The organism is Novosphingobium sp. JCM 18896, from assembly GCF_025938095.1.
Classification (GTDB): domain Bacteria; phylum Pseudomonadota; class Alphaproteobacteria; order Sphingomonadales; family Sphingomonadaceae; genus Novosphingobium.
Genome location: NZ_JAPCZF010000005.1, coordinates 258,826 through 278,867, shown reverse-complemented (window position 1 = coordinate 278,867; position 20,042 = coordinate 258,826). Strand labels below are relative to the sequence as shown.

15 protein-coding genes are annotated in these 20,042 nt (G+C 65.9%); 5 read left to right on the top strand and 10 right to left on the bottom strand.

Features of this window, described 5'->3' with window-relative positions:
• The first annotated feature begins 12 nt into the window (after nucleotides 1–12).
• Entirely contained in the window at nucleotides 13–471 is a 459-nt protein-coding gene (locus OLX23_RS18535; RefSeq protein ID WP_264446521.1) for a GbsR/MarR family transcriptional regulator, read from the top strand.
• Between the two features lie 72 nt (nucleotides 472–543).
• On the opposite strand, the gene OLX23_RS18530 is transcribed toward OLX23_RS18535, so the two are convergent.
• Nucleotides 544–1,119, bottom strand: coding sequence for a TetR/AcrR family transcriptional regulator (locus OLX23_RS18530; RefSeq protein ID WP_264446520.1), 576 nt, complete (start codon nucleotides 1,117–1,119; stop codon nucleotides 544–546).
• A gap of 121 nt (nucleotides 1,120–1,240) precedes the next feature.
• Here OLX23_RS18530 and OLX23_RS18525 point away from each other — a divergent pair, with 121 nt between their 5' ends.
• From OLX23_RS18525 to OLX23_RS18515, 3 genes are read left to right on the top strand one after another with little or no spacing between them, the layout of a single operon-like run.
• Nucleotides 1,241–2,389, top strand: coding sequence for an efflux RND transporter periplasmic adaptor subunit (locus tag OLX23_RS18525; RefSeq protein ID WP_413629919.1), 1,149 nt, complete (start codon nucleotides 1,241–1,243; stop codon nucleotides 2,387–2,389).
• Between the two features lie 6 nt (nucleotides 2,390–2,395).
• Nucleotides 2,396–5,551, top strand: a complete 3,156-nt coding sequence (locus OLX23_RS18520; protein WP_264446519.1) for an efflux RND transporter permease subunit — start codon at nucleotides 2,396–2,398, stop codon at nucleotides 5,549–5,551.
• A 3-nt stretch (nucleotides 5,552–5,554) separates the two neighbouring features.
• Nucleotides 5,555–6,982 carry an efflux transporter outer membrane subunit gene (locus OLX23_RS18515; RefSeq protein ID WP_264446518.1) on the top strand — a complete coding sequence of 476 codons (1,428 nt, stop codon included), beginning with the start codon at nucleotides 5,555–5,557 and terminating at the stop codon, nucleotides 6,980–6,982.
• Nucleotides 6,983–7,300: 318 nt separating this feature from the next.
• On the opposite strand, the gene OLX23_RS18510 is transcribed toward OLX23_RS18515, so the two are convergent.
• Nucleotides 7,301–7,846, bottom strand: coding sequence for a MarR family winged helix-turn-helix transcriptional regulator (locus OLX23_RS18510; protein ID WP_264446517.1), 546 nt, complete (start codon nucleotides 7,844–7,846; stop codon nucleotides 7,301–7,303).
• A gap of 453 nt (nucleotides 7,847–8,299) precedes the next feature.
• On the opposite strand from OLX23_RS18510, the gene OLX23_RS18505 reads away from it, so the two are divergent.
• A complete protein-coding gene (locus tag OLX23_RS18505) occupies nucleotides 8,300–10,732 on the top strand; it encodes a TonB-dependent receptor (protein ID WP_264446516.1) in 2,433 nt (810 codons plus the stop codon).
• Between the two features lie 171 nt (nucleotides 10,733–10,903).
• On the opposite strand, the gene OLX23_RS18500 is transcribed toward OLX23_RS18505, so the two are convergent.
• The 8 genes from OLX23_RS18500 to OLX23_RS18465 form a co-directional block, all read right to left on the bottom strand.
• Nucleotides 10,904–11,470, bottom strand: coding sequence for a hypothetical protein (locus OLX23_RS18500; protein ID WP_264446515.1), 567 nt, complete (start codon nucleotides 11,468–11,470; stop codon nucleotides 10,904–10,906).
• Nucleotides 11,470–12,270, bottom strand: a complete 801-nt coding sequence (locus tag OLX23_RS18495) for a hypothetical protein (RefSeq protein ID WP_264446514.1) — start codon at nucleotides 12,268–12,270, stop codon at nucleotides 11,470–11,472. Before OLX23_RS18495 ends, OLX23_RS18500 begins: the two co-directional genes overlap by 1 nt.
• 17 nt (nucleotides 12,271–12,287) lie before the next feature.
• Nucleotides 12,288–14,483 carry an alpha/beta fold hydrolase gene (locus tag OLX23_RS18490; RefSeq protein WP_264446513.1) on the bottom strand — a complete coding sequence of 732 codons (2,196 nt, stop codon included), beginning with the start codon at nucleotides 14,481–14,483 and terminating at the stop codon, nucleotides 12,288–12,290.
• A 341-nt stretch (nucleotides 14,484–14,824) separates the two neighbouring features.
• A complete protein-coding gene (locus tag OLX23_RS18485; protein ID WP_264446512.1) occupies nucleotides 14,825–15,577 on the bottom strand; it encodes a LytR/AlgR family response regulator transcription factor in 753 nt (250 codons plus the stop codon).
• The gene (locus OLX23_RS18480) at nucleotides 15,574–16,557 is read right to left on the bottom strand and encodes a sensor histidine kinase (RefSeq protein ID WP_264446511.1); all 984 of its coding nucleotides are present in this window, start codon (nucleotides 16,555–16,557) and stop codon (nucleotides 15,574–15,576) included. The genes OLX23_RS18485 and OLX23_RS18480 overlap by 4 nt, the downstream gene beginning before the upstream one ends.
• A 344-nt stretch (nucleotides 16,558–16,901) precedes the next feature.
• A complete protein-coding gene (locus OLX23_RS18475) occupies nucleotides 16,902–17,765 on the bottom strand; it encodes a hypothetical protein (protein WP_264446510.1) in 864 nt (287 codons plus the stop codon).
• Nucleotides 17,766–17,770: 5 nt separating this feature from the next.
• On the bottom strand, nucleotides 17,771–18,922 hold the full coding sequence (locus OLX23_RS18470; protein ID WP_264446509.1) for a hypothetical protein: 1,152 nt from the start codon (nucleotides 18,920–18,922) through the stop codon (nucleotides 17,771–17,773).
• An 18-nt stretch (nucleotides 18,923–18,940) separates the two neighbouring features.
• Nucleotides 18,941–19,891 (bottom strand): aspartyl protease family protein, encoded by a 951-nt coding sequence (locus OLX23_RS18465; protein ID WP_264446508.1) that lies wholly within the window; start codon nucleotides 19,889–19,891, stop codon nucleotides 18,941–18,943.
• Nucleotides 19,892–20,042 lie beyond the last annotated feature (151 nt).

Here is a 20,042-nt window from a genome sequence, read left to right as displayed (position 1 = left end):
TAAATAGTGGAAATGTCAACAAGCCAGCTTTCGCCGGAACAGACCCGGTTCATCGACGATCTCGCCGGGCTGCTCGGCGCCTGGTCCATGCCGGCCAATGCCGCGCGGCTCTACGGCTATCTCCAGATCATGAACGTGCCGGTCAGCCTCGAGGAAATCGCCCGCGATCTCGAGATCAGCCGCAGCCACGCGCACACGGCGGCCAAGGTGCTCGAGGACTACGGCAACGCCCGCGGCATCCCCAGCCGCGGCAGCCGCCGCATCCTCTACGTCTGCGGCGACGACCCGGCCACGCCGCTACGGCCGCAGGTCGCCACTCTGGAGAAGATGTCCCAACTCATCGCCAAACGCGGCCCGGACATCGCCGCGGGCGAGGCCGCAGCGAGACTGACACGGCTCGCCGCATTCCACCACGAATTGCACGAGGCCATGCATGTCGTGGTGCGGCCCGCAGACGATCTACAGACCTGAACCGAGTTCGGATCTCGGTAAGGTCGAGCCCTTACGCCAATGCCGGCCAAGTCGGCGGCCTTCGCCGAGCCCTTACGCCTTCACGCCTTGCAACAGAAGCTGGGTGACCACCGCCGCCGTCTGATCCGGGCTGAGCCTCGGCGCCGTGAATTCCCGATTGCCCATGCCGAACAGGCAGGCCAGCAGCAGTTCGGCCACCCCCTCGATCTCGGCTTCGGTCAAGCCGGGCTTGAGCAGGGTTGCGAGCTCGCGCAGGAGCTCGCGAAACTCGCCGCAGGTGGAAGTCACCATCTGCGCGACCTCGGGACTGCGATGGGCCTCGGCGATGATCTCGTGATAGAGCGCATCGTCCTGCTGCGGCGACGCCCATTCGAGGATCATTTGCGCGATGGTGTCCTGGCCCTTTGTCGTGCCATTGCGCACGGCGCTGATGTTGGCGCGCAGTTCGTCCAAGGTGCCATCGGTATCGGCCCGGATGATGTCGCGGATGATGTCGGCCTTGCTGGCGAACGACCGGTAGATGGCCCCTACGCTGACCTGCGCGTCGAGTGCCAGGTCGGCCATCGCGGTGCGATGGAAACCTCGCTCGGAAAACAAACGCTTAGCCGATGCGACGACCTTTTCTCTGACCGGCAACTTATGCTGCAACGCAAAAATTCCTCTCCGGAACGCACAAACTTGTCTTGCGGATCATAGTCGCTCCGGTTAGGAGCATGCAACCGGAATGAACGTTCATTCCGGTTGCTGTCGACTATTTCGGGTGAATGAGATGATGATCCGCGTTCGCGTGCTTCCGCTAAGCATGCTCGCTCTTGTCGCGGCTTGCAGCGCTGAACAGCCGCCTGCACCGCCCCCCGCAAAAGTCGGCGTCGTGACGATCCAGGAGCAGCAGGTGGTCCTCACCGCCGATCTCCCCGGCCGCATATCGGCTTTGGAAACATCGGAAGTTCGCCCGCAAATCAACGGCATAATCCGCCACCGCTTGTTCACCGAAGGTGCCATGGTCAAAGCCGGGCAGGTGCTCTACGAGATCGAGGACGCCCCCTATCGTGCGGCGCTGGGCACCGCCCGCGGCAATCTCGCCAGGGCCCAGGCGACCATCGATTCGACCCGTCTCCAGGCGGAACGCTATCGCAGCCTGATCGGCATCAATGCCGTCAGCCGGCAGGAACTCGACAATGCCGAGGCCTCGGCACGCCAGGCCCGCGCCGATGTTGCAGCGCAAAAATCGGCGGTCGATTCGGCACGCGTCACGCTCGATTTTACGCGGATCCGCGCGCCGATCTCGGGGCGGATCGGCCGTTCGCGCTTCACCGCCGGTGCCCTGGTCCAGGCGGGCCAGGCCGATCCGCTGGCAACGATCCTGCGCAGCGACGAGGTCTTCGTCGACGTGACCCAATCGGCGGCGCAGATCCTCGATCTCAAGATGGCCATGGCCCGCGGCGGGCTCAGCAATGCCGGGCAGGAAAGCCTGCGCGTCAAACTGCTGCTGCCCAACGGCACGACCTATCCCGCCGAAGGCCGGTTGCAGTTCTCCGAAGTGGCGGTCGATCCGCAGACCGGCAGCGTGACCTTGCGCGCGACCTTCCCCAATGCCGAGAGCCTGCTGCTGCCCGGCATGTTCGTGCGTGCGCAGATCGTCGAGGGCGTTCGCCAGCGCGCGATCCTGGCACCGCAACAGGGCATCACCCGCGACCCGCGTGGCCGCGCGACGGCCCTGGTCGTGGGCGCGCAGAACAAGGTCGAACAGCGCAAGGTGACGGCAGAGCGGCCGATCGGCAGCAACTGGGTGATCACCGAAGGGCTCAAGCCGGGGGACCGCCTGATCGTCGAAGGCCTCATGGGCATCAAGCCCGGCGCGGTCGTAACGCCGAGCCGGCCGACCCAGGTCACGGTCGCCGCGACGAAGGGCCGCTGATCCGCCATGTCGCGCTTTTTCATCGACCGCCCCATTTTCGCCTGGGTGCTCGCCGTCATCGTGATGCTGGCGGGCGTGATCGCGCTGCGCAGCCTGCCGATCGCGCAGTTCCCGCCGATCGCCGCCCCGGCGGTCACGATCAGTACGCTCTATCCGGGCGCCGATGCCCAGACGCTCGAGAACACCACGACCCAGCTGATCGAGCAGCAGATGAAGGGCGTCGACAATCTGCGATACTTCTCGTCGAACAGCGACGCCGCGGGCAACCTGCTGATCACGCTGACCTTCGAGCAGGGTACCGATCCCGACATCGCGCAGGTCCAGGTGCAGAACAAGCTGGCCCAAGCGACGCCGCTCCTGCCGCAGGAAGTCCAGCGCGCCGGTCTGCGCGTGGCCAAGTCCACGGCCGATTTCCTGACGGTCGTCGCGCTCTATTCGGAAGACGGATCGCACGACCAGATCGACGTCGGCGACATGGCGGCCTCGAGCCTTCAGGATCCGATCAGCCGCGTCACCGGCGTCGGCGACATCCAGCTGATGGGTGCGCCCTATGCCATGCGCATCTGGCTCGATCCGTTGAAGATGGGCAATCTCGGCCTGACCGTCCCCGACGTGACGGCCGCGCTCCAGGCGCAGAATGCCCAGGTTTCGGCGGGCCAGATCGGCAGCCTGCCGACGGTGGGCGGCCAGGCGCTGAACGCCACGGTCACCGCCCAGTCGCGCCTGCGCACGGCCGAGGAATTCAAGCAGATCGTGCTGCGCGCCGGCAGCGACGGCGCGATCGTCCGGCTGGCCGACGTCGCCCGCGTCGAGCTCGGCGCCGACAACTACAGCTTCCTCGCCAAGTTCAACGGCAAGGAAGCCGTCGGGCTCGGCATCAAGCTGGCCCCCGGCGCCAACGCGCTCGACACCGTGACGGCGGTCAAGGCCGAGGTCGCCAAGCTGTCCAAGGACTTCCCCGCCGACATCAAGGTCGATTTCCCGGTCGACAATTCGACCTTCATCCGCCTCTCGGTCGAGCAGGTCGTGCACACGCTGGTCGAGGCGATCATCCTCGTCTTCATCGTCATGTTCGTGTTCCTGCAGAACTGGCGCGCGACCCTGATCCCGACGATCGCGGTCCCCGTCGTGCTGCTTGGGACCTTCGCGATCCTGCTGGCGGCGGGTTTCACGATCAACACCTTGACCCTGTTCGGCATGGTCCTCGCGATCGGCCTGCTGGTCGACGACGCGATCGTCGTGGTCGAGAACGTCGAGCGCCTGATCCAGGACGAAGGCCTCAGCCCCAAGGAGGCAGCCTACAAGTCGATGGAGGAGATCAGCGGCGCGCTGGTCGGCATCGGCCTCGTCCTGTCCGCCGTGTTCCTGCCGATGGCCTTCTTCGGCGGCTCGACCGGCGTGATCTTCCGCCAGTTCTCGATCACCATCGTCTCGTCGATGGTGCTCTCGGTCTTCGTCGCGCTGATCCTCACGCCGGCGCTCTGCGCGACGATCCTCAAGCCCTCGAAGCACGATCACGGCGAGCGCGGCGGCTTCTTCGGCTGGTTCAACAAGACCTTCGATCGCGGGCTCGACAAATATGCCGGCGGGCTCAGGCGCGTCGAGCATCGCTGGGTGCGCTCGCTGATCGTCTACGGCCTGATCGTCGCAGGCATGGCGCTGCTGTTCGTACGCCTGCCGGGCGGCTTCCTGCCCGACGAGGACCAGGGCATGATGTTCACCCAGGTCGCCCTGCCGCCCGGCTCGACGATGGAGGAGACCGAGCGCGCGGTCGAAACGATGCGCGACTACTACCTGAAGACCGAGAAGGCGAACGTCGCCTCGGTGTTCTCGGTCAGCGGCTTCGGCTTCGTCGGCCAGAGCCAGAACGTGGCGATCGCCTTCATCAAGCTGCGCCCCTGGGCCGAGCGCAAGGGCGCCGACAACACCGCCTCGGCCATCGCCGGCCGCGCCAACCAGCATTTCGCGGGTTACAACGTCGGCCAGATCATCGCCTTCGCTCCGCCCGCGGTGTCGGAACTCGGCAATGCCAGCGGTTTCGACTTCCAGCTCAAGGACATGGGCAATCTCGGCCACGACAAGCTGATCGAAGCGCGCAACCAGCTGCTGGACATGGCGGCGCAGGACAAGCGCCTGGCCCAGGTCCGGCCGAACGGCATCGAGGATACCCCGCAGGTCAAATTGAACGTCGATCAGGTCGCGGCAGCGACGCTCGGCCTGTCGCAGGCGGATATCAACACGACCGTCGCCGTCGCCATGGGCGGCAGCTACATCAACGACTTCATCGATCGCGGCCGGGTGAAGCGCGTCTATGCGCAGTCCGACGCCGAATTCCGCATCACGCCCGAGGCGCTCGGCAACTACTTCGTCCGCGGCACGGGCGGTGCCATGACGCCGTTCTCCTCTTTCGCCACGACCGAGTGGACCTATGGCCCCGCCCGGCTCGAGCGGTACAACGGCGTGTCCTCGGTCCAGATCGCGGGCTCGCCGGCGCCGGGGCTCAGCACCGGCACGGCCATGGCCGCGATGGAGGAACTGGCGGCCAAGCTCCCGCCCGGCATCGGCTTCGAATGGACGGGCATTTCCTACGAGGAGAAGCTGTCCGGCGGCCAGGCGCCCTTGCTCTATGCGCTGTCGCTGCTGATCGTGTTCCTCTGCCTCGCCGCGCTTTACGAGAGCTGGTCGGTGCCGATCGCGGTCCTGCTGGTCGTGCCGCTCGGCGTGGTCGGCGCGATGATCGCGGCGACGCTCGCCGGGCTCAACAACGACATCTACCTGCAGGTCGGCCTGATCACCACGATCGGCGTCTCGGCGAAGAATGCGATCCTGATCGTCGAATTCGCCGAGGAGAAGATGCGCGCGGGCATGCCGGCAGCGGAAGCCGCGCTCGAAGCCGCCAAGCTGCGCCTGCGGCCGATCCTGATGACCTCCTTCGCCTTCGTTTTCGGCGTGCTGCCCCTGGCGCTGTCGAACGGCGCCGGTGCCGGCGGACAGAACGCGATCGGCTGGGCGGTCGTCGGCGGCATGCTGTCCGCAACGATCCTCGCGATCTTCTTCGTCCCGCTGTTCTTCTTCGTCGTCAAACGCCTGTTCCGCCAGGATCGGCCCGCAAGCGACGCGAACGAAGCCGCGGGCGCCCCCGCACGCCCACAGGAAGCCTGAGCCATGATGCCGATCCGCAACTTGCTGCTGGTGACGACGGCGCTCGCGCTGACGGGCTGCAACCTGGCGCCGCGCTACGTCCGCCCGGCCCTGCCCGTTCCCGCCGAGACCCCGCAGGGACCGGCCTATCGGCCCGCCGCCGACACGGGCGATGCGGCCGCGCTGGTAGATACGTCCTGGCAGGTCTTCTTCACCGAACCGCGGCTGCGCGAGGTCATCGCGCTGTCGCTAGCCAACAACCGCGATCTTCGGCTCGCCCTGGCCCGCGTCGAGCAGGCGCGCGCGCAATACCGCGTCCAACGCGCCGACATCTTCCCCAGCCTGAGCGCGACCGGCGGCGCTACCTATCAGAAGTCGCCGCTGGGCAACGTTCAGGGCGGCGGTGCGGGCGCCGGCGCCGGACGCTTCGATATCTATTCGGCGTCGGTCGGCATATCGGCCTGGGAAATCGACCTGTTCGGCCGGGTGCGCAATCTGACCAGGTCGGCGCAGGAGCAGTTCTTCGCGGTCGAGGAAAACCGCAAGGCCAGCCAGATCGCGATCATCGCCGAGGTCGCCACCGCCTGGCTGACCATGGCCGCGGACCAGGAACGGCTGCAGGTCGCGCGCAAGACCGAAGCGGCCTTCCGCCAGACGCTCGAACTGACCCAGGCGCGGTTCCGCGCGGGCGTGGCGTCGGATCTGGACGTGCGGCAGGCAGGCACCAGCCACGACCGCGCGCGCGCCGATATCGCCGCGCTCACCACCCAGGTCACACAGGACCAGAACGCGCTGAACCTGCTCGCCGGCACCAGCGTGGCGCAGGCGCTGCTACCCGAAGCCCTGGCGGACCAGGGCGTCACGCTCGATCGCCTGCCCGGCGAGCTCTCGTCCGAGATCCTGCTGCGCCGACCCGACGTCGTCGCGGCCGAGCATCAGCTGATCGCCGCCCATGCCGATATCGGCGCCGCGCGCGCCAACTTCTTCCCGCGCCTCTCGCTCACCGCGGCGCTCGGCACGATCAGCCTCGGGCTTTCCAACCTGTTCGCCAATGGCAGCGAGAACTGGTCGGTCGCTCCCACGGCGAGCCTGCCGATCTTCGATTTCGGTCGCAACACGGGCAACCTCGACGCGGCCAAGGCGCAGCGCGACGCTATGATCGCCCAGTACGAGAAGACCGTGCAGACCGCTTTCCGCGAGGTCGCGGACGCCCTGGCGCGGCGCGGGACGATCGAGGATCAGCTGGCCGCGCAACGCTCGCTGAGAGGCAACTCCGCAGCCGCCTATCGCCTGTCCGAAGCGCGCTTCCGGGCGGGTGTGGACGGCTTCCTCAACACGCTAGACGCCCAGCGCAGCTTCTATGCCGCCGAACAGGACCTCGTCGCCACGCGACTGGTGCGCGAAGCCAATGCGGTGGAAGTCTATCGCGCGCTCGGCGGCGGGCTCAAGTGAACCGGCGATCGGAGCTCGGCTCGGGCGAGCTCAACCGATGACGTGCGAATACAGGATGTAGGCGACACCGAGCCAGCACAGACCGACGCAAAAGCGATCACCCAGCAAGTCCAGGCGGGTCATAGATCCTCTCCTTCGGGTTTTCCCGATTGCATCAGCCTATATCCATTTCGGACGGGTGCCAAGGCCTGCCTGGAATCCGGCAATCTAGGCGATGGCGCCCTTTCAGCGCATCTGATGAAACGTCAGCTATGTCGGCCGAAGCGCCCCTTCCCTACCGCCGGCCCAACTCCGAGCGCGCATCCACATCGAAACAAGTCACTCGTAGGGCATGTTGCTATGGAGATTGCGCCCGCGAGCCTCGCCGAGGCTTTCGCGCGTGCACGAGGCGAAGATCTTCTCCAGCGTCTCCTCGAAGCGGGCGAGTTCGTCCGCGGGCACTGCCGCGAGGAGCGTATTCTCGAGCTCGCGAACTTCGGCGATCAGCCGGTCGAGAAACGCGACCCCCTCGGGCGTTGCATAAAGCGCGCGGCGGCGGCGATCGACCTCCGACTGGACGCGATCGGCAAGCCCTTCGCGCTCGAGGACATCGACGATCGCGACGATCCGCGACTTGTCGGTCCGCACCTGCTCGGCAAGCTCGTTCTGCGAAATCCCGGGATTGGCAATGATCAAAGCCAGCGAGCCGATCACACCGCTCTTGAGCTTGTGCGCCGCCGTGACGCGATGGAAAGCCGTGGACAGGAAGATATCCGCACGGCGCAGCCGGGCGGTCAGAAGCTGATCCAGAAGTCCTCCATCGACGAAACCGCCGCCCCGAACGCTGCGATTGATCTCCACCGCCAAGTCGTCGCTCTGCATCATCGGGTCCCGTTCCTTTGAGCACGGCCGTTTAACGACCGCCCCGGGCGCAGCCAAGGCGGGCCCGTCATCGACAACCTGCCAGGGCGCTTCTCGGCTCCGTCAGGATCATTCGCGATTTCGAGCCGGTTTCCCGGCAAGGCAACGCAATTCGTTGCATATGGAAAATAGTTGCAGGAATGAAACTAAATTAGTACCGACGTGGACAGGTGACGGCAAGCCGTCAACTCGAGAGCGGAAAAAGCCGCCGGGTGGGAGATGAGCGATGCACCGAACAGGCTAGCCGAAGCTGTTGATTCCGCTCTGCGGGGTCGAAGAATTCCAACAATTCCGGATCATCCGGTTCACGCGAGACCTCGCCGACGATCCGGCAAGTCCGGGACTGCGGACGCGCGCGCATGACGCGCGACAGTCAGGCGCATCGACCGACATAAACAGCACAAGGGAGTAGATGACATGAGAGCCATAAGAACCATCGCGCTTGCCGGCGTCAGCCTCATCGGCTTCGCGCAACCCGCATTTGCCCAGGATACGGCGCCGGGCGAGGCCAGCACGACGGCCGACATCGTCGTCGAGGCACGCCGCCGCGACGAGAGCGTCCAGGACGTGCCGCTCGTGGTCAATGCGGTCACCGCGGAATCGATCAACCGCCTCAACCTGCGCGACTTCAAGGACATCCAGACGGTCGTTCCGGGCCTGACGATGAACAGCAATTCGAACGGGATCGGCACGACCTCGTCGGTGCGCGGCGTCAATTTCGACGTGAACGCGAGCGGCTCGAACGGAACCATCGAATACTATCTCAACGACGCGCCGCTGACCTCGGGCGCGCTGTTCAACGCGATGTACGACATCGGCCAGATCGAAGTCCTGCGCGGTCCCCAGGGCACGCTGCGCGGCCGTGCGGCGCCGTCGGGCTCGATCACGATCGCCCATCGCAAGCCCGACCTTACCCAGGCCGGCGGCTACTTCCAGGGGACGGTCAACACCATCGGCGGGACCAACGTCAACGCCGCGCTCAACGTGCCGATCGTCGAGGATCGGCTGGCGGTACGTGTGGCCGGTCTCGTCGAGGAAGGCGAAGGTAACCGCGTGCACAGCATCAATGCGCCCGGCATCGAACCGATGACGCGCAACCGCTCGGGCCGCGTCTTCGTCCGCGCCGAACCGATCGACGCGATCAGCCTCGAGGGCGTCTATCAGCGCATCGAGCAGCGCAGCCGCCAGTTCGACCAAGTCGCCTGCTTCAACCAGTTCTCGACGAGCGGCGCGGCCTGCCCGACCCGGATCGATCCCGCGGATCGCCTGGGCATCAAGCCGATCCCCCAGACCACGAAAGCAACCTACGACATCTTCACCTGGAAAGCCTCGGCAGGCCTGTTCGGCCAACGGCTGTTCTACGTCGGCTCGTCGGTCCACCAGAAGATCAACGTCTTCGCGCCGCAGGACGAGGCCAATGCCTATCCCGCGCTCAATCTCGGCCAGTTCACCACGAACGATTCCCGGATCAAGAGCCACGAGGTCCGGTTGCAGAACGACGAGCGCGTCGCCGGCATGTTCGACTATGTGGTCGGCTATTTCCGCACCAACGCCTCGACCCCGAGCTATCTGATCACCGAGCGCCTGCAGCCGGTCGCGGGCGTGGTCAGCCTGATCCCCTCGGCGACGCTGCGCGGCAGCAAGACCAGCGAGGAATCCTATTTCGGCAACCTGACGCTGCACCTGGGAGACGCGACCGAGCTCTCGGGCGGCGCGCGCCATATCAAGATCCGCCAGCAGTCCTCGCTGGGCTCGGTCTCGGTACCCGGCCTGGTCGCGCCGCAGCCGATCCAGCAGGACGTCTCCGGCATCGTCAAGAGCGGCACCCTGATCAATCTCGCCTTCGGTGGGGTCGATCGGACCTTCGAGAAGACGATCTTCGCGGCGAGCGCAAAGCACCGTTTCAGCGACGCTCTGATGGTCTACGCGAACTTCGGCACCTCGTTCCGTCCGGGCAACAACGTGGTGCGCTCGACCGTGAATGCGCGCGCCTCCGCGCTCGAGACCGGCTTCCTGGTCCTGCCCAGCGAGACCTCGAAGTCCTACGAAATCGGCGTGAAGTCCGATCTCCTCGACAACACGCTGAAGATCAACGTCGCGGCATTCCAGCAGGACTACAAGAACTACCCGTTCCGCTCGCCCTCAGGCGTCTTCTACATCAACTATGCGACCGCGACTTCGGCTCCGGCCGTGGCCTCGTTCAACTTCGTGTCGCCGGTGCCGGTGCGCGTGCGCGGCTTCGAGTTCGAGGCGGACTGGCGTCCGATCGAACGGCTCAGCCTCAACCTCAACTTCGCCTACGCTATGGGCAAGATCAAGAACGGCCAGGTCGCCTGTCTCGATCTCAACGGCGACGGCACGCCCGACAGCGTGACGAGCGCACCGTCAGCGACGGCGCTGCTGGCGGCGGTCGGCGCGAACAACCTTTCGACCTGCCCGGTGAACTTCCGCTCGATGACCTCGTCGCCGTGGAATGCCAACGTCCAGGCCGAGTATTCGCACCCGGTCGCGAGCGGTATCGACCTGTTCGCGCGCGGTCTCTTCACCTTCAGCGGCAGTTCGCTGAACGACCCGGCCAACGCCTTCGACGATTACGATTCCTACGGGCGCCTCAATCTCTATGCGGGCGTTCGCAGCGAGGATTCGAGCTGGGAGCTGACGTTCTACGGCAAGAACCTGTTCAACAACAAAACCATCCTCGCCACGAGCAATGGCCCCGCCTTCACCGCGGTCACCGGCGGCGCCACGATCAACAGCCCCTACATCAGCCTAGGTAACCCGAGCACACCGGGCCTTACCGCGCCGCGCGAGTTCGGCGTCAACCTGCGCGTCGCTTTCGGCTCGCGCTAGTCGATACGAAAAAGGGAAGCCGTCCGAATGGATAGCTTCCCGCATTTTCTCCTGATGAGGTCACCGCCTCAAGCGGACAACGATTCTAAAGGCCACGGCAGCGGCAAATGCCTGATGCTGAATGCCGCTCTGCACGCCGGCGCTTCGTGCGGATCGAAAGGATCGCCGCTCTCAAACCGCGCGATCGAAGCGCCAGCGGCTGGCCCCACTGACGATCTCCAGCTGCCGGCCAGTCTCTCGTACTTGGTATCGTTCGGTAGAATTGGTGAGCGCCGAACTCCCGCTGCGGCCGCAGCTCGTGTTGAACGTTTCGGTGCCCCCCACAACCGCGAAGGCGAGCGTAGCTCCGGCACGAGAGACTCGACCATGCTTCACTTGATTCGTGTTCATCGTGCAACCCGGCTTTTCCTGGTGACGGCGAGAGATCGACCATTTGAAGCCACCAGCGGCATCAATTTCCAGCGTCATCGTCCGGGCGACGTCGAGCATCACCGGCTCGGTGACGACCGTCGTCCGGGTCATCGAGCCATAGCCAACGGTGCCGCCCAAGTTGGTGCCCGGCGTAACGCCGACATTCGGCACGAGCTTGATCCGGGGCACCAGCACGAGTTCCTTGCCACTGCTGACCTGGGTCCAGCGTCCGGCAAGGCCGGATGTCCCGCTTTGCGCGTGAAGCAATGGACCGATCGTTGCGGCAGCGACGACGAGCGCGACCAGGGATTTCGTGGGCACCGTCATCAGAACACGCCCACCCAGCCGTCACTTGCGGCATATTCGTTGGCTTTGCCCCAACACATCAGGCTGGGACGCTCGGCACTCTTGCCGTCTTTCTCCAATCGATAGGTCATCTTGCGGCAACGAAAGCCATTGACCCGCTCCTCGCTGTTGATGGTTAGCGATCCGGCAAAGCCGTTCGACGTCCAGAGGTGGACATGGCCGATCGGCAGACGCTCGAGGCGCTTTTCGTCCCCGCGATAAGCTCCCGAGAACTCGTCGCGCGGCCAGCTTGGCCAGCCCGAATAGGCGTAGCCGCCCTCGCATCCGGTGCACCTCACTTTCCCGAATTCGGTGTAGGCAGTCTTCGCCGTCTTCCATTCTGCGGGGATCGGCATGCGACTGGGATACTGCGCGTCCGCCTCGGCCTGACGGCGAGCCGCGCGCTGGGTCGCCGTTTCGGCCGGCTGGCGCGTGGCGGTCATCGTCTGTGGATCGGCATCCTCGTCAGTGCGCTCGACCTTGTCCTGATTGCGGCAGCCCGCGACCGACGCCGCCTCGCTCATTCGCTGCGACGCACCGATGCTGGCCGTATCCTTGATATCCGTGCCGAGATTGCGATTGCCGCTCAACGCGCCTTCGAGCCGAGTGAACAGCCCGCCGGATCCTTCCGCGCCGAACAGGCTAGGCCGGCGCTTCTTGGCCTGGGCGGCGCAGTCGGACTGCGCCCAAGCCGGGGACGGCAGTATCGCGCCGGCAGCAAAGATCAGCCCGGCGGCAAGATTGAGGTGTAGGATGGTCTTCATGACAAGTTCCTGAATCAAGGCGGAGAAAGGGGCGGTCAGCGTGCCGACCAGGTCGACACGACAGCCTCGCGCTCAGTGTCGCTCGTGTTCTCGACCTTCAGCCTCCAGACACCCTTGGCGACCGGGCGATCGACCACGATCGATCGGAACGGCTGCGACGCCTGCGGTGTCTGGGTGAGGTTGCTGCCGACGACGACGCCGGTCTGATCGATCAGCGTCGCCGACACGACGCTCGCAGCGAGTAGATTGACGCCGAGCTGGCGTCCTTCGCTTACCGGAATCTCGAGCTCGACCATCGCACGCGGCGCGAGCTTCACCAGCTTGACGAAATCGGGTTTGTCGGATGCGGTCGCGGGCGTTTCGTCGTCACCGATCAGCATGAGGCGCCCGCCCGATGCTGCACCACTGCCGCCGCCCGTCGCACGCTGCGCCTTGGGGCCCTTGGCGAGGCGCGGCTTGACGAATGACGAGAACGGCGGGGTGCCGGTCATGTCGGTGTGCAGCACCTTGTCTTCCACGGCATCTGCGATCGTCCAGCGCGCCGACGGCACCGTCACCACCCCGTCGTTCCATCCCACGGTCTTGCACATCGTGGGAAGGATATTGCCCGCCAGGACCGAAAACTCGACGCCCTTGCGTTCACCATGCTCGGCGTTGAACTTCGCGACTACGTCCGTGCGCAGTTCGCGGAGGGCTTCCATCGGCTTGTCGAGGAAATCCAGCGTTGCGCTCAAGACATCGGCGCAAGGGCTTCCCATATTGGGTGTGCCAAGCATGACCAGGCGCGTGATTTGCGGCTTTCCGTCGGCATAGCCCGGCATCATCGCATGGATGTAACGCCGGCTGATCAGGCCCCCCATCGAGTGCGCGACGAGATCGACGTGCCAGGCGTTGCGCTCGGCCTGCGCATGTTCGACGGTCTTGGCCAGCTCGAAAGCGTTCTGCGCAATCGTATAGGTCGGTCCGAAGCTACCAACTTCCTCGCCGGTGCTCATCCGACCATGCTCGGGCTTTTCACCGACCGGAAACGCCTTCCAGTCGTAACTGTGGCTGGTCGTCAGGATGTTCTGCCACGTTTCCCAGGCGCGCCAGTTCGACCACAGGCCATGCACCAGCACGAGCGGTCGCGGCGCGACCTTCAGGTTCTTCGTCTGTTCATCGACCTTCTTGCCCCGGTCCTCGAGCTCGGCACGGATGCGCTGCACGAGCCGCGGGCGGCCGTCGTCGTACCACGCATAGCCCGAGCTATCCCAGTCGAAGGTCACTTCGCGCTGCTCGCCGGCCGGAATGACGACGGACAGCTCGGTAATCGAACTGTCCGGCTTGGCGCCGTCCCACTTGTCGCCCTTGTACGTCTCCTTGAATTTGAGGGTGGGCGCCTCCTCCTCGCCGCCGTCGTTGGCCACGACCGCGGTGACCCGCACGCGATTGCCATCGATAGTGCCGCGCTGCTCGGTAATCTCCTGCCAGTCATTCCAGCGCGGGAAGCGCATGTCCTCGAACCTGAGGTCGACGAGGCGCAGCGTCGGACCGCAACGGCGCAGGTTCCAGCTGAGCGTCTGGGTGACGTTCTGCCAGGTCTTCGAGAAGCTGCCGCTCAGGCGATTGGGATCGGACGGGCTGAACCGCTCGTCACCGTCGGTGCTAAACCGCTCGCCATCGATCTTGATCGGAGTTTCCGGAATGCTCCGGTTGGAGCCCTTCCTCGGTGTGCATTGCCCGCTGTAGCTGGCGCTGGACGAGCCGCTCAGAACGCCTTCGATCTCCGGCAGGCCTATGCTGACGGTGTAGGTGCCGTCATCGTTGACGCCGACATGGACGTCGGCCTCCAAACCATTGCCACTTCCGCGTGTCTCCGACTTGTCCACGAAGCTGCCCGAGACCTCGTGGCGCTGCTTGGTGAGCGGACAGACATCCTGGTCCTGGGCCGACCTGGTCTCGGTCGAGCTCGAGGTCATCGCGATGTTCGCGCGGCCGGCGCTCAGCCCTGCCCCGCCTTCTGCGCGAACCGCGATGCTGGCACCGTAATTGTAGGCCAGGTTGAAGTTCGTCGTCTCCGTGCCCTTGCGCGAAACCCGATCGACCGTCTTGTTGTCGCTCAAGGCCTGGGTGCGCGAATAGTTGATCGTGCCGGTCCAGCCGCTGCTGCATTGCGCGGCGATCGCCGGCGCAGCGACGCCCGACAAGATCACACCAACCGCAAACGCGGGAAAACAACGTAGCGCCGTCACATGAACCTCCTGTCCGTTCGGCGATCGACTACAGGCGGATCGGAAATGGCGCGGCACTGCTGCTTCGAAGCAGGATAACGACGCGACCGACCGGCGCCGCTGCGACCAAGGCCGACGATGGCGCGACCAAAGCAGCCCTGCTGATCCGATCCCAAGACACCAACGCCTCGATCCTCCCGCGTCGCAGCTCCGGGAGGCGTCCGTTTCTCACGATGTCAGGATTTCCGTCAGATCCGGTCGGATGTTTCGCTCCAACTGACCCGCTACGTGCGATCAATCGGATAGAGCCGGCAAAGTCGAGCTCTTGGGGCTGTCTGCCGGCAAGCGAAGCGGATTTTCGCCTAGGCCAAACCCAGCCGCGCCAGCACCGCCTTTACATAGCTGGGGCCCACCTGCACTTCCGCACCGTCGCGCATCTCGAGCGCGATCAGCCCCTTGCCGAGCCGCTGAACCCCGGTGACCAGGCCCGGCCGGACGAAGGTCGAACGGTGCACGCGCATCAGCTCCTGGGGGTCGAGCATCTGCTCCAGCGCGGTCATCGAGATGCGGTGGATGAAGCTGCGCGTGGCGGTGTGCAACAGGACATAGTCCTTGGCCGCCTCGATCCATTCGATCTGGCCAATCGCCAGGCGGACCTGGCCGCCTGGCACCTGCACCCATATGGATTCCTCGCGCGTCGACGCCTCGGTCTGCGGCATCGCCGCCAGCCGTTCGGCCGCGTCACGCTGGCTCCGCCGCCGCCGCGCGCGTTCTACCGCCTGGCGCAGCCGATCGAAGCGCACCGGCTTGAGCAGATAATCCGCCGCCTCGACCTCGAAGGCGTCGGGAGCATATTCCTCGAAGGCGGTCACGAACACGATCTCGGGCCGCTCCTCGTCCGGGAGGTCCGAGGCAACGCGCAGCCCGCTCTTCTGCGGCATCGAGATATCGAGCATGACCAGGTCGGGGCGTGTGGACGCGATCTGAGCCTCGGCCTCATGCCCCGTTGCAGCCGTGCCGACGATCTCGACCTGGTCGATGTCCTCGAACAAGGTGGCAAGCCGGCGCAGCGCCAGCGGCTCGTCATCGACCAGCAGGACGCGCAGCGCGGTCATGCCGCCGGCGCCTGAGCGAAGCGCCGCGTCAGCGGCATGCGCAGGATCGAGACGAAGCCGCGTTCGCGCTGCGCGGTCTCGAGCGTGCCTGCACTGCCGTAGAGCGTGTGCAGGCGCTGACGCACGTTGGCGATACCCACTCCCGTCCCGGGCTTGGCAGAGGCTTCTCCGCCAGCCCCGTCATCCTCGACGAAGATCATCAGGCTCTCACCGTCGGCCGCGGCTTCGACCGAGATCGCCACCGGTTCGGCCGACGGCGCCACGGCATATTTGATCGCGTTCTCGACCAATGGCTGCAGCACGAAGCTCGGCACCAGAGCGTCGTTGAGCTCGCTCGGGCAGACGAAGGCCACTTCCAGCCGCTCGCCGAAGCGGACGCTCTCGATCTCGAGATAGTGCTGGAGCGTGGCGAGTTCGTCCTCGAGCGGGATCAGAGCGTCGGCGTTGTCGGCCAGGGTCGCGCGGAGGAATTCCGACAGCTTGCCCAGCATCGCGTCGGCTGGGCCGTATTCACGTGTGACGATCAGCGAGGAGATGGCGTTGAGCGTGTTGAACAGGAAATGCGGGTTCAACTGATAGCGCAGGGCCGCGAGCCGCGCCGCACTGGCCGCCGCCTCCGCCTTGCTCGCGGTTTCGCGCGCCAAGGCCAGTTCGCGCTCGCGCTCGCGCGCGAGGTTGGTGGCGTCAATGAGCGAGAAGGCCGTGCCGAGCAGCGCGAACTCCCAGACCAGGGCCGCGAATGCATTGCTGACGCGAAAGGCGAAAGGCGCCGGCCGCGCGGCGTGCGGATAGTAGTGATCGAGTATTTGCGAGATCAACGCTTCGGACATGGCCAGCAACAGCGCCGCGATCACCACCGCCGCGCCGACGACCGCGAAGCGGACGAGCCTTCCTCGCTCGCGAACGGCCCGCACGCCCATATAGACTCCGGCCGACAACAGCGAACCGACGACGCAAAGGTTCACCAGCGAGATGATCATGTTCCATCCCGCGCCCCCGCTACGCGAGAGATGGAAAGGAACCATCAGGAAGAGCGACGTGAGTATCCATGTCGCCGCAATCAGCGCCGCCGCCTGCCGAAAGTCGGATCTGGGATTCATGCCTTGCCTATATCCGCTTCAGGTAACCGAGGCTCAATAGACCTCGTGCCAGTTCTCCACGCTCGACGCGCTGCAAGCCAGCCTCCAGCAGATCAGGCTCGGACGACTGGCGGACACGGTTCCCCCGACCAGGTTGTCGTGCCGTCGCCAACCGATGAGGCGGCGACGGCCCACAAACGCGTGGGGCATCCTGGTCTCCCTGTCCGAACGAGTATGAAAGCGCATCAAGTCACCGCCTTCATGCGGCGGCGGATATCGTCCCAGTCGAGCATGAACATCGCCGCAGCGAGCCGCGCGAGCGGACGGTCGGGGTTCAACCGATCGCCGCGCAGGTCTTCGTTCTCGTGCGAATGGCTCGACACGTGGGCCAGCAGCGGATGCACGCCCGCCGCCATCGGCTGATACCAGCTTCGGTCATCCTGCAGTTCGAGCGCGAGGGCGCGCGGGCCCCAGGCATAGTCCGAATTGGGATCGTAGTCGGGCAACCGGTCGGCGGCGTAGATTCCGTAAGCCGCTCCCGTGCGGACCTGGAAACCACCTCGCTCCACCCCTTCGGCCTGAACCCGACGTCGCGCCATCATGTCGTAAGGGTTGAGATGGACACTGAGGACCGCCCCCTCCTCCGACGGCGTCAGATAGCGACCATCACGCTGAATCGTATCGGGTTTTCCCTCGATCACGCTCTTCGCATTGATGCTCAGGATCGCCCCCACCAGCCGCACCCCGTCGAGCGTCGGCACCACCGCGATGTTGATATCCGCCTGCAGGCTTGCACCGCGCACGTCGTGCAGCGACGGCTGGCGCATCAGTGCTTCGAAGGCGACCATCGCGCGGCGACGCAGCAGATCGATCTCGGCCAGCGGGATCCGCGCGAGGTTGCGCGGTTGGTGCACATGGATGTCGGGGATCTTCGAATACCAGCCGGGCAAGCCGCCACCAAGCATCGGCGTCGCGACCGCCCAACGCTCCATCAGCCGCCTGGGCGCACGACCGTCGGTGGTGGCCGCCTGGGCCGCGGACATCGCCGGCACGGTCGCAAAAAGCCCCAGCATGACGAGTTTGGCTAGCGAACGCCGCACGTCTGCCACTCGCCTCAACGCGGCAGGCCCAGCGCGCCGCCGAGACCGCGCAAAAGGCCGCGTCGCTTCTTCGGCTGCGCGGGGGACGCATCGTCGTCCTCGTCATCACCGCCGCCCATCAGGCTCGCCATGTCGACACCGAGCATGCCCATGTGCGTCGCCTTGGTCCGCAGCTTGACCGTCCAGCCGGCCGGCGCCTCGCGCGGCGCGCCATAGTTCACCTCGGAACCATAGGCGGTCATCATCAGCATCGCCGATTCCGCCGCCTTGGCGACCGCGGCCGGCACCGCGCATTCGCTCGTTTCGGGTGCCAGCAGGATACGCTGCTGGACCAGGCGAGCGATATCACCCTGCTCGAGATAGTCGGGCAGGACCATGCCCGGCATGCGCACCGCGCTCGAGGTCCACATGACGACGGTGCCGTCCGCGCGCGCCCCCGTGACGGTCAGGATATAACCGCGTGCCTGCGCCTGGGTCGCCCAGGAAACCTTGACCGCCCCCGATGCCAGCTTGGCGTCACGCGGGTTGAGCGGCGCGAGGAAATCGCTTCCTGCGGCGACCGCGAAACGCATCTCGGGCGAATAGTTGCCCTGCACGACGTGATCGCCGACGAGCGAAGCCTCGCGCGGCAGCCGCGTGCCCTTGCGGCCACCCAGCCACTCGCCGTAGGTCGCGTGGCGCCCGGTCGAAGGCGGGTTCATCGTCCGCACTTGCGGGATCGCACCGAAGGGCGACGCAGCGCCCGGTCGCATCGTCGAAAGATCGATGACGAAAGGCTGTCCGGCAGATGCCGCCTCGCCGCAGCCCCAATAGAGCTCCATCCGCCCCTTGGGCTGTTGCTGCGGACCGGGGCGGTAGTCACGCCGGCTATCGACCTTGGGCACGCCCGTCTGAGGCGTGACGAGCGGCAGGCGCTCGCCCGCGCGTAGCACCTGCGGCGGCAAATGCTCGGCGCTCGGCGCGGCATTGCGGCGCAGCGAGCCAAGTTGGAGCATCAGGCTCTTCTCGACGCCCGCGGGCTGGCCGGTGGCCATGCCCGAGACGGTCTCGGCGGAGAGCCAGTAATCGGCCTCGACCTTCGGCCTCTGCACCTGCTGTGCGAGCGCGGTCGTGGCAGCGACGGCGAGCGCGCCGAGCGCCACGCCGCAGATCAGGATAGTTTTCATGACGGGTTCGCTTTCGGATCAGGATTGCGGAACCGCCGCCACGCGCGGCGGCGAGATGTGCAGGCGCAGACCCGGATGATCGATCACCAGGCGCCGGTCGGCGAAAGTGTCGATCCCGAGGATCACCGCGGGCTGGTCGAGCCCGAAGCCCAGTTCCTTGAACACCGAGAGGTCGGCAATCCGAGCCTTGCCGCCCTCGACCTTTGCCTCGCCGATCATTAGCGCGTTCAGAGACGTCTCGACGCTCGCGGTCGCGTGGTTCGTCGCCCCCTTGATGTCCGATGCCTTGACCAGACCGGGGCTGTCGGGCGTCAGACCGATCGCCTTTGCCCCCGCCCAGTTGACGATCGTGCCGCGCGCGCCGGTATCGAGCACGGCAGGCATCTCGACGCCGTTGACGCGCACGACCAGCCGCGGCGCGCGGTGCTTGTCGAGGGTCAAGGGCGTCGAGGCCGTCAGGCCGTCGAGCATTCCGGCCTCGAGCTTCGGAACCATGCGCCAAGTGCGGCCGGGCATGTCCATCTCGACCACGAAATCGGCGATGATGTCGGCACCGAGTATGCCGTCGACGCCAAGCCGGTCGGTCGGTCCCGGCGGCAAAAGCATCAGTTCGGGCGAGCGGAAGCTCTGGCGGGCGACCTGCAGGTCTCCGACCACGGCGGTCTCCACGTCGACCCGGCCCGAGGCCCCGTCGAGCGGGTCGTTGGAGGGCTTGGCGACCAGGCCCGGCATCTCGGCGCGCAGCTTGGGCATGATCGTGGTGCTGCTCGCCGCCGTGTCGATGACGAAACGCCGCGGTGCCGAGCCGTCGATGCTCACTTGGACGACGGGATGCCCCGATGGCAGCACTTCGAGCGGTTGCGGGGCCGCGGCCTGCGGCGCGGTGACGGAGGCATGCGCCTGAACGCTGACAAGCACGCCGAGCAGGCCGAACATGCTCAGGCTATGACGGTATAGGGAACGAGCCACGCTGGATCTCCTGGCGGCGGGGTGCCGCGATCAGGGGCGGGCTATGCCGAGCCGTGCGCAGGCTCCAGGCACCTGCGACCGAGGCGGATGATCATTCGCCCAGCAGATCCTCCCGCGACGAAACCCGTCGTCGGCGCGACGAAACCGAGAG

Bases quoted from the DNA above. Each gene is read 5' to 3' on its own strand.
- OLX23_RS18515 (WP_264446518.1), top strand. From the start codon at position 5,555: ATGATGCCGATCCGCAACTTGCTGCTGGTGACGACGGCGCTCGCGCTG.
- OLX23_RS18480 (WP_264446511.1), bottom strand. From the start codon at position 16,557: ATGATCATCTCGCTGGTGAACCTTTGCGTCGTCGGTTCGCTGTTGTCG.
- OLX23_RS18505 (WP_264446516.1), top strand. From the start codon at position 8,300: ATGAGAGCCATAAGAACCATCGCGCTTGCCGGCGTCAGCCTCATCGGC.
- OLX23_RS18500 (WP_264446515.1), bottom strand. From the start codon at position 11,470: ATGACGGTGCCCACGAAATCCCTGGTCGCGCTCGTCGTCGCTGCCGCA.
- OLX23_RS18485 (WP_264446512.1), bottom strand. From the start codon at position 15,577: ATGACCGCGCTGCGCGTCCTGCTGGTCGATGACGAGCCGCTGGCGCTG.
- OLX23_RS18510 (WP_264446517.1), bottom strand. From the start codon at position 7,846: ATGATGCAGAGCGACGACTTGGCGGTGGAGATCAATCGCAGCGTTCGG.
- OLX23_RS18535 (WP_264446521.1), top strand. From the start codon at position 13: ATGTCAACAAGCCAGCTTTCGCCGGAACAGACCCGGTTCATCGACGAT.
- OLX23_RS18525 (WP_413629919.1), top strand. From the start codon at position 1,241: ATGATGATCCGCGTTCGCGTGCTTCCGCTAAGCATGCTCGCTCTTGTC.
- OLX23_RS18470 (WP_264446509.1), bottom strand. From the start codon at position 18,922: ATGAAAACTATCCTGATCTGCGGCGTGGCGCTCGGCGCGCTCGCCGTC.
- OLX23_RS18520 (WP_264446519.1), top strand. From the start codon at position 2,396: ATGTCGCGCTTTTTCATCGACCGCCCCATTTTCGCCTGGGTGCTCGCC.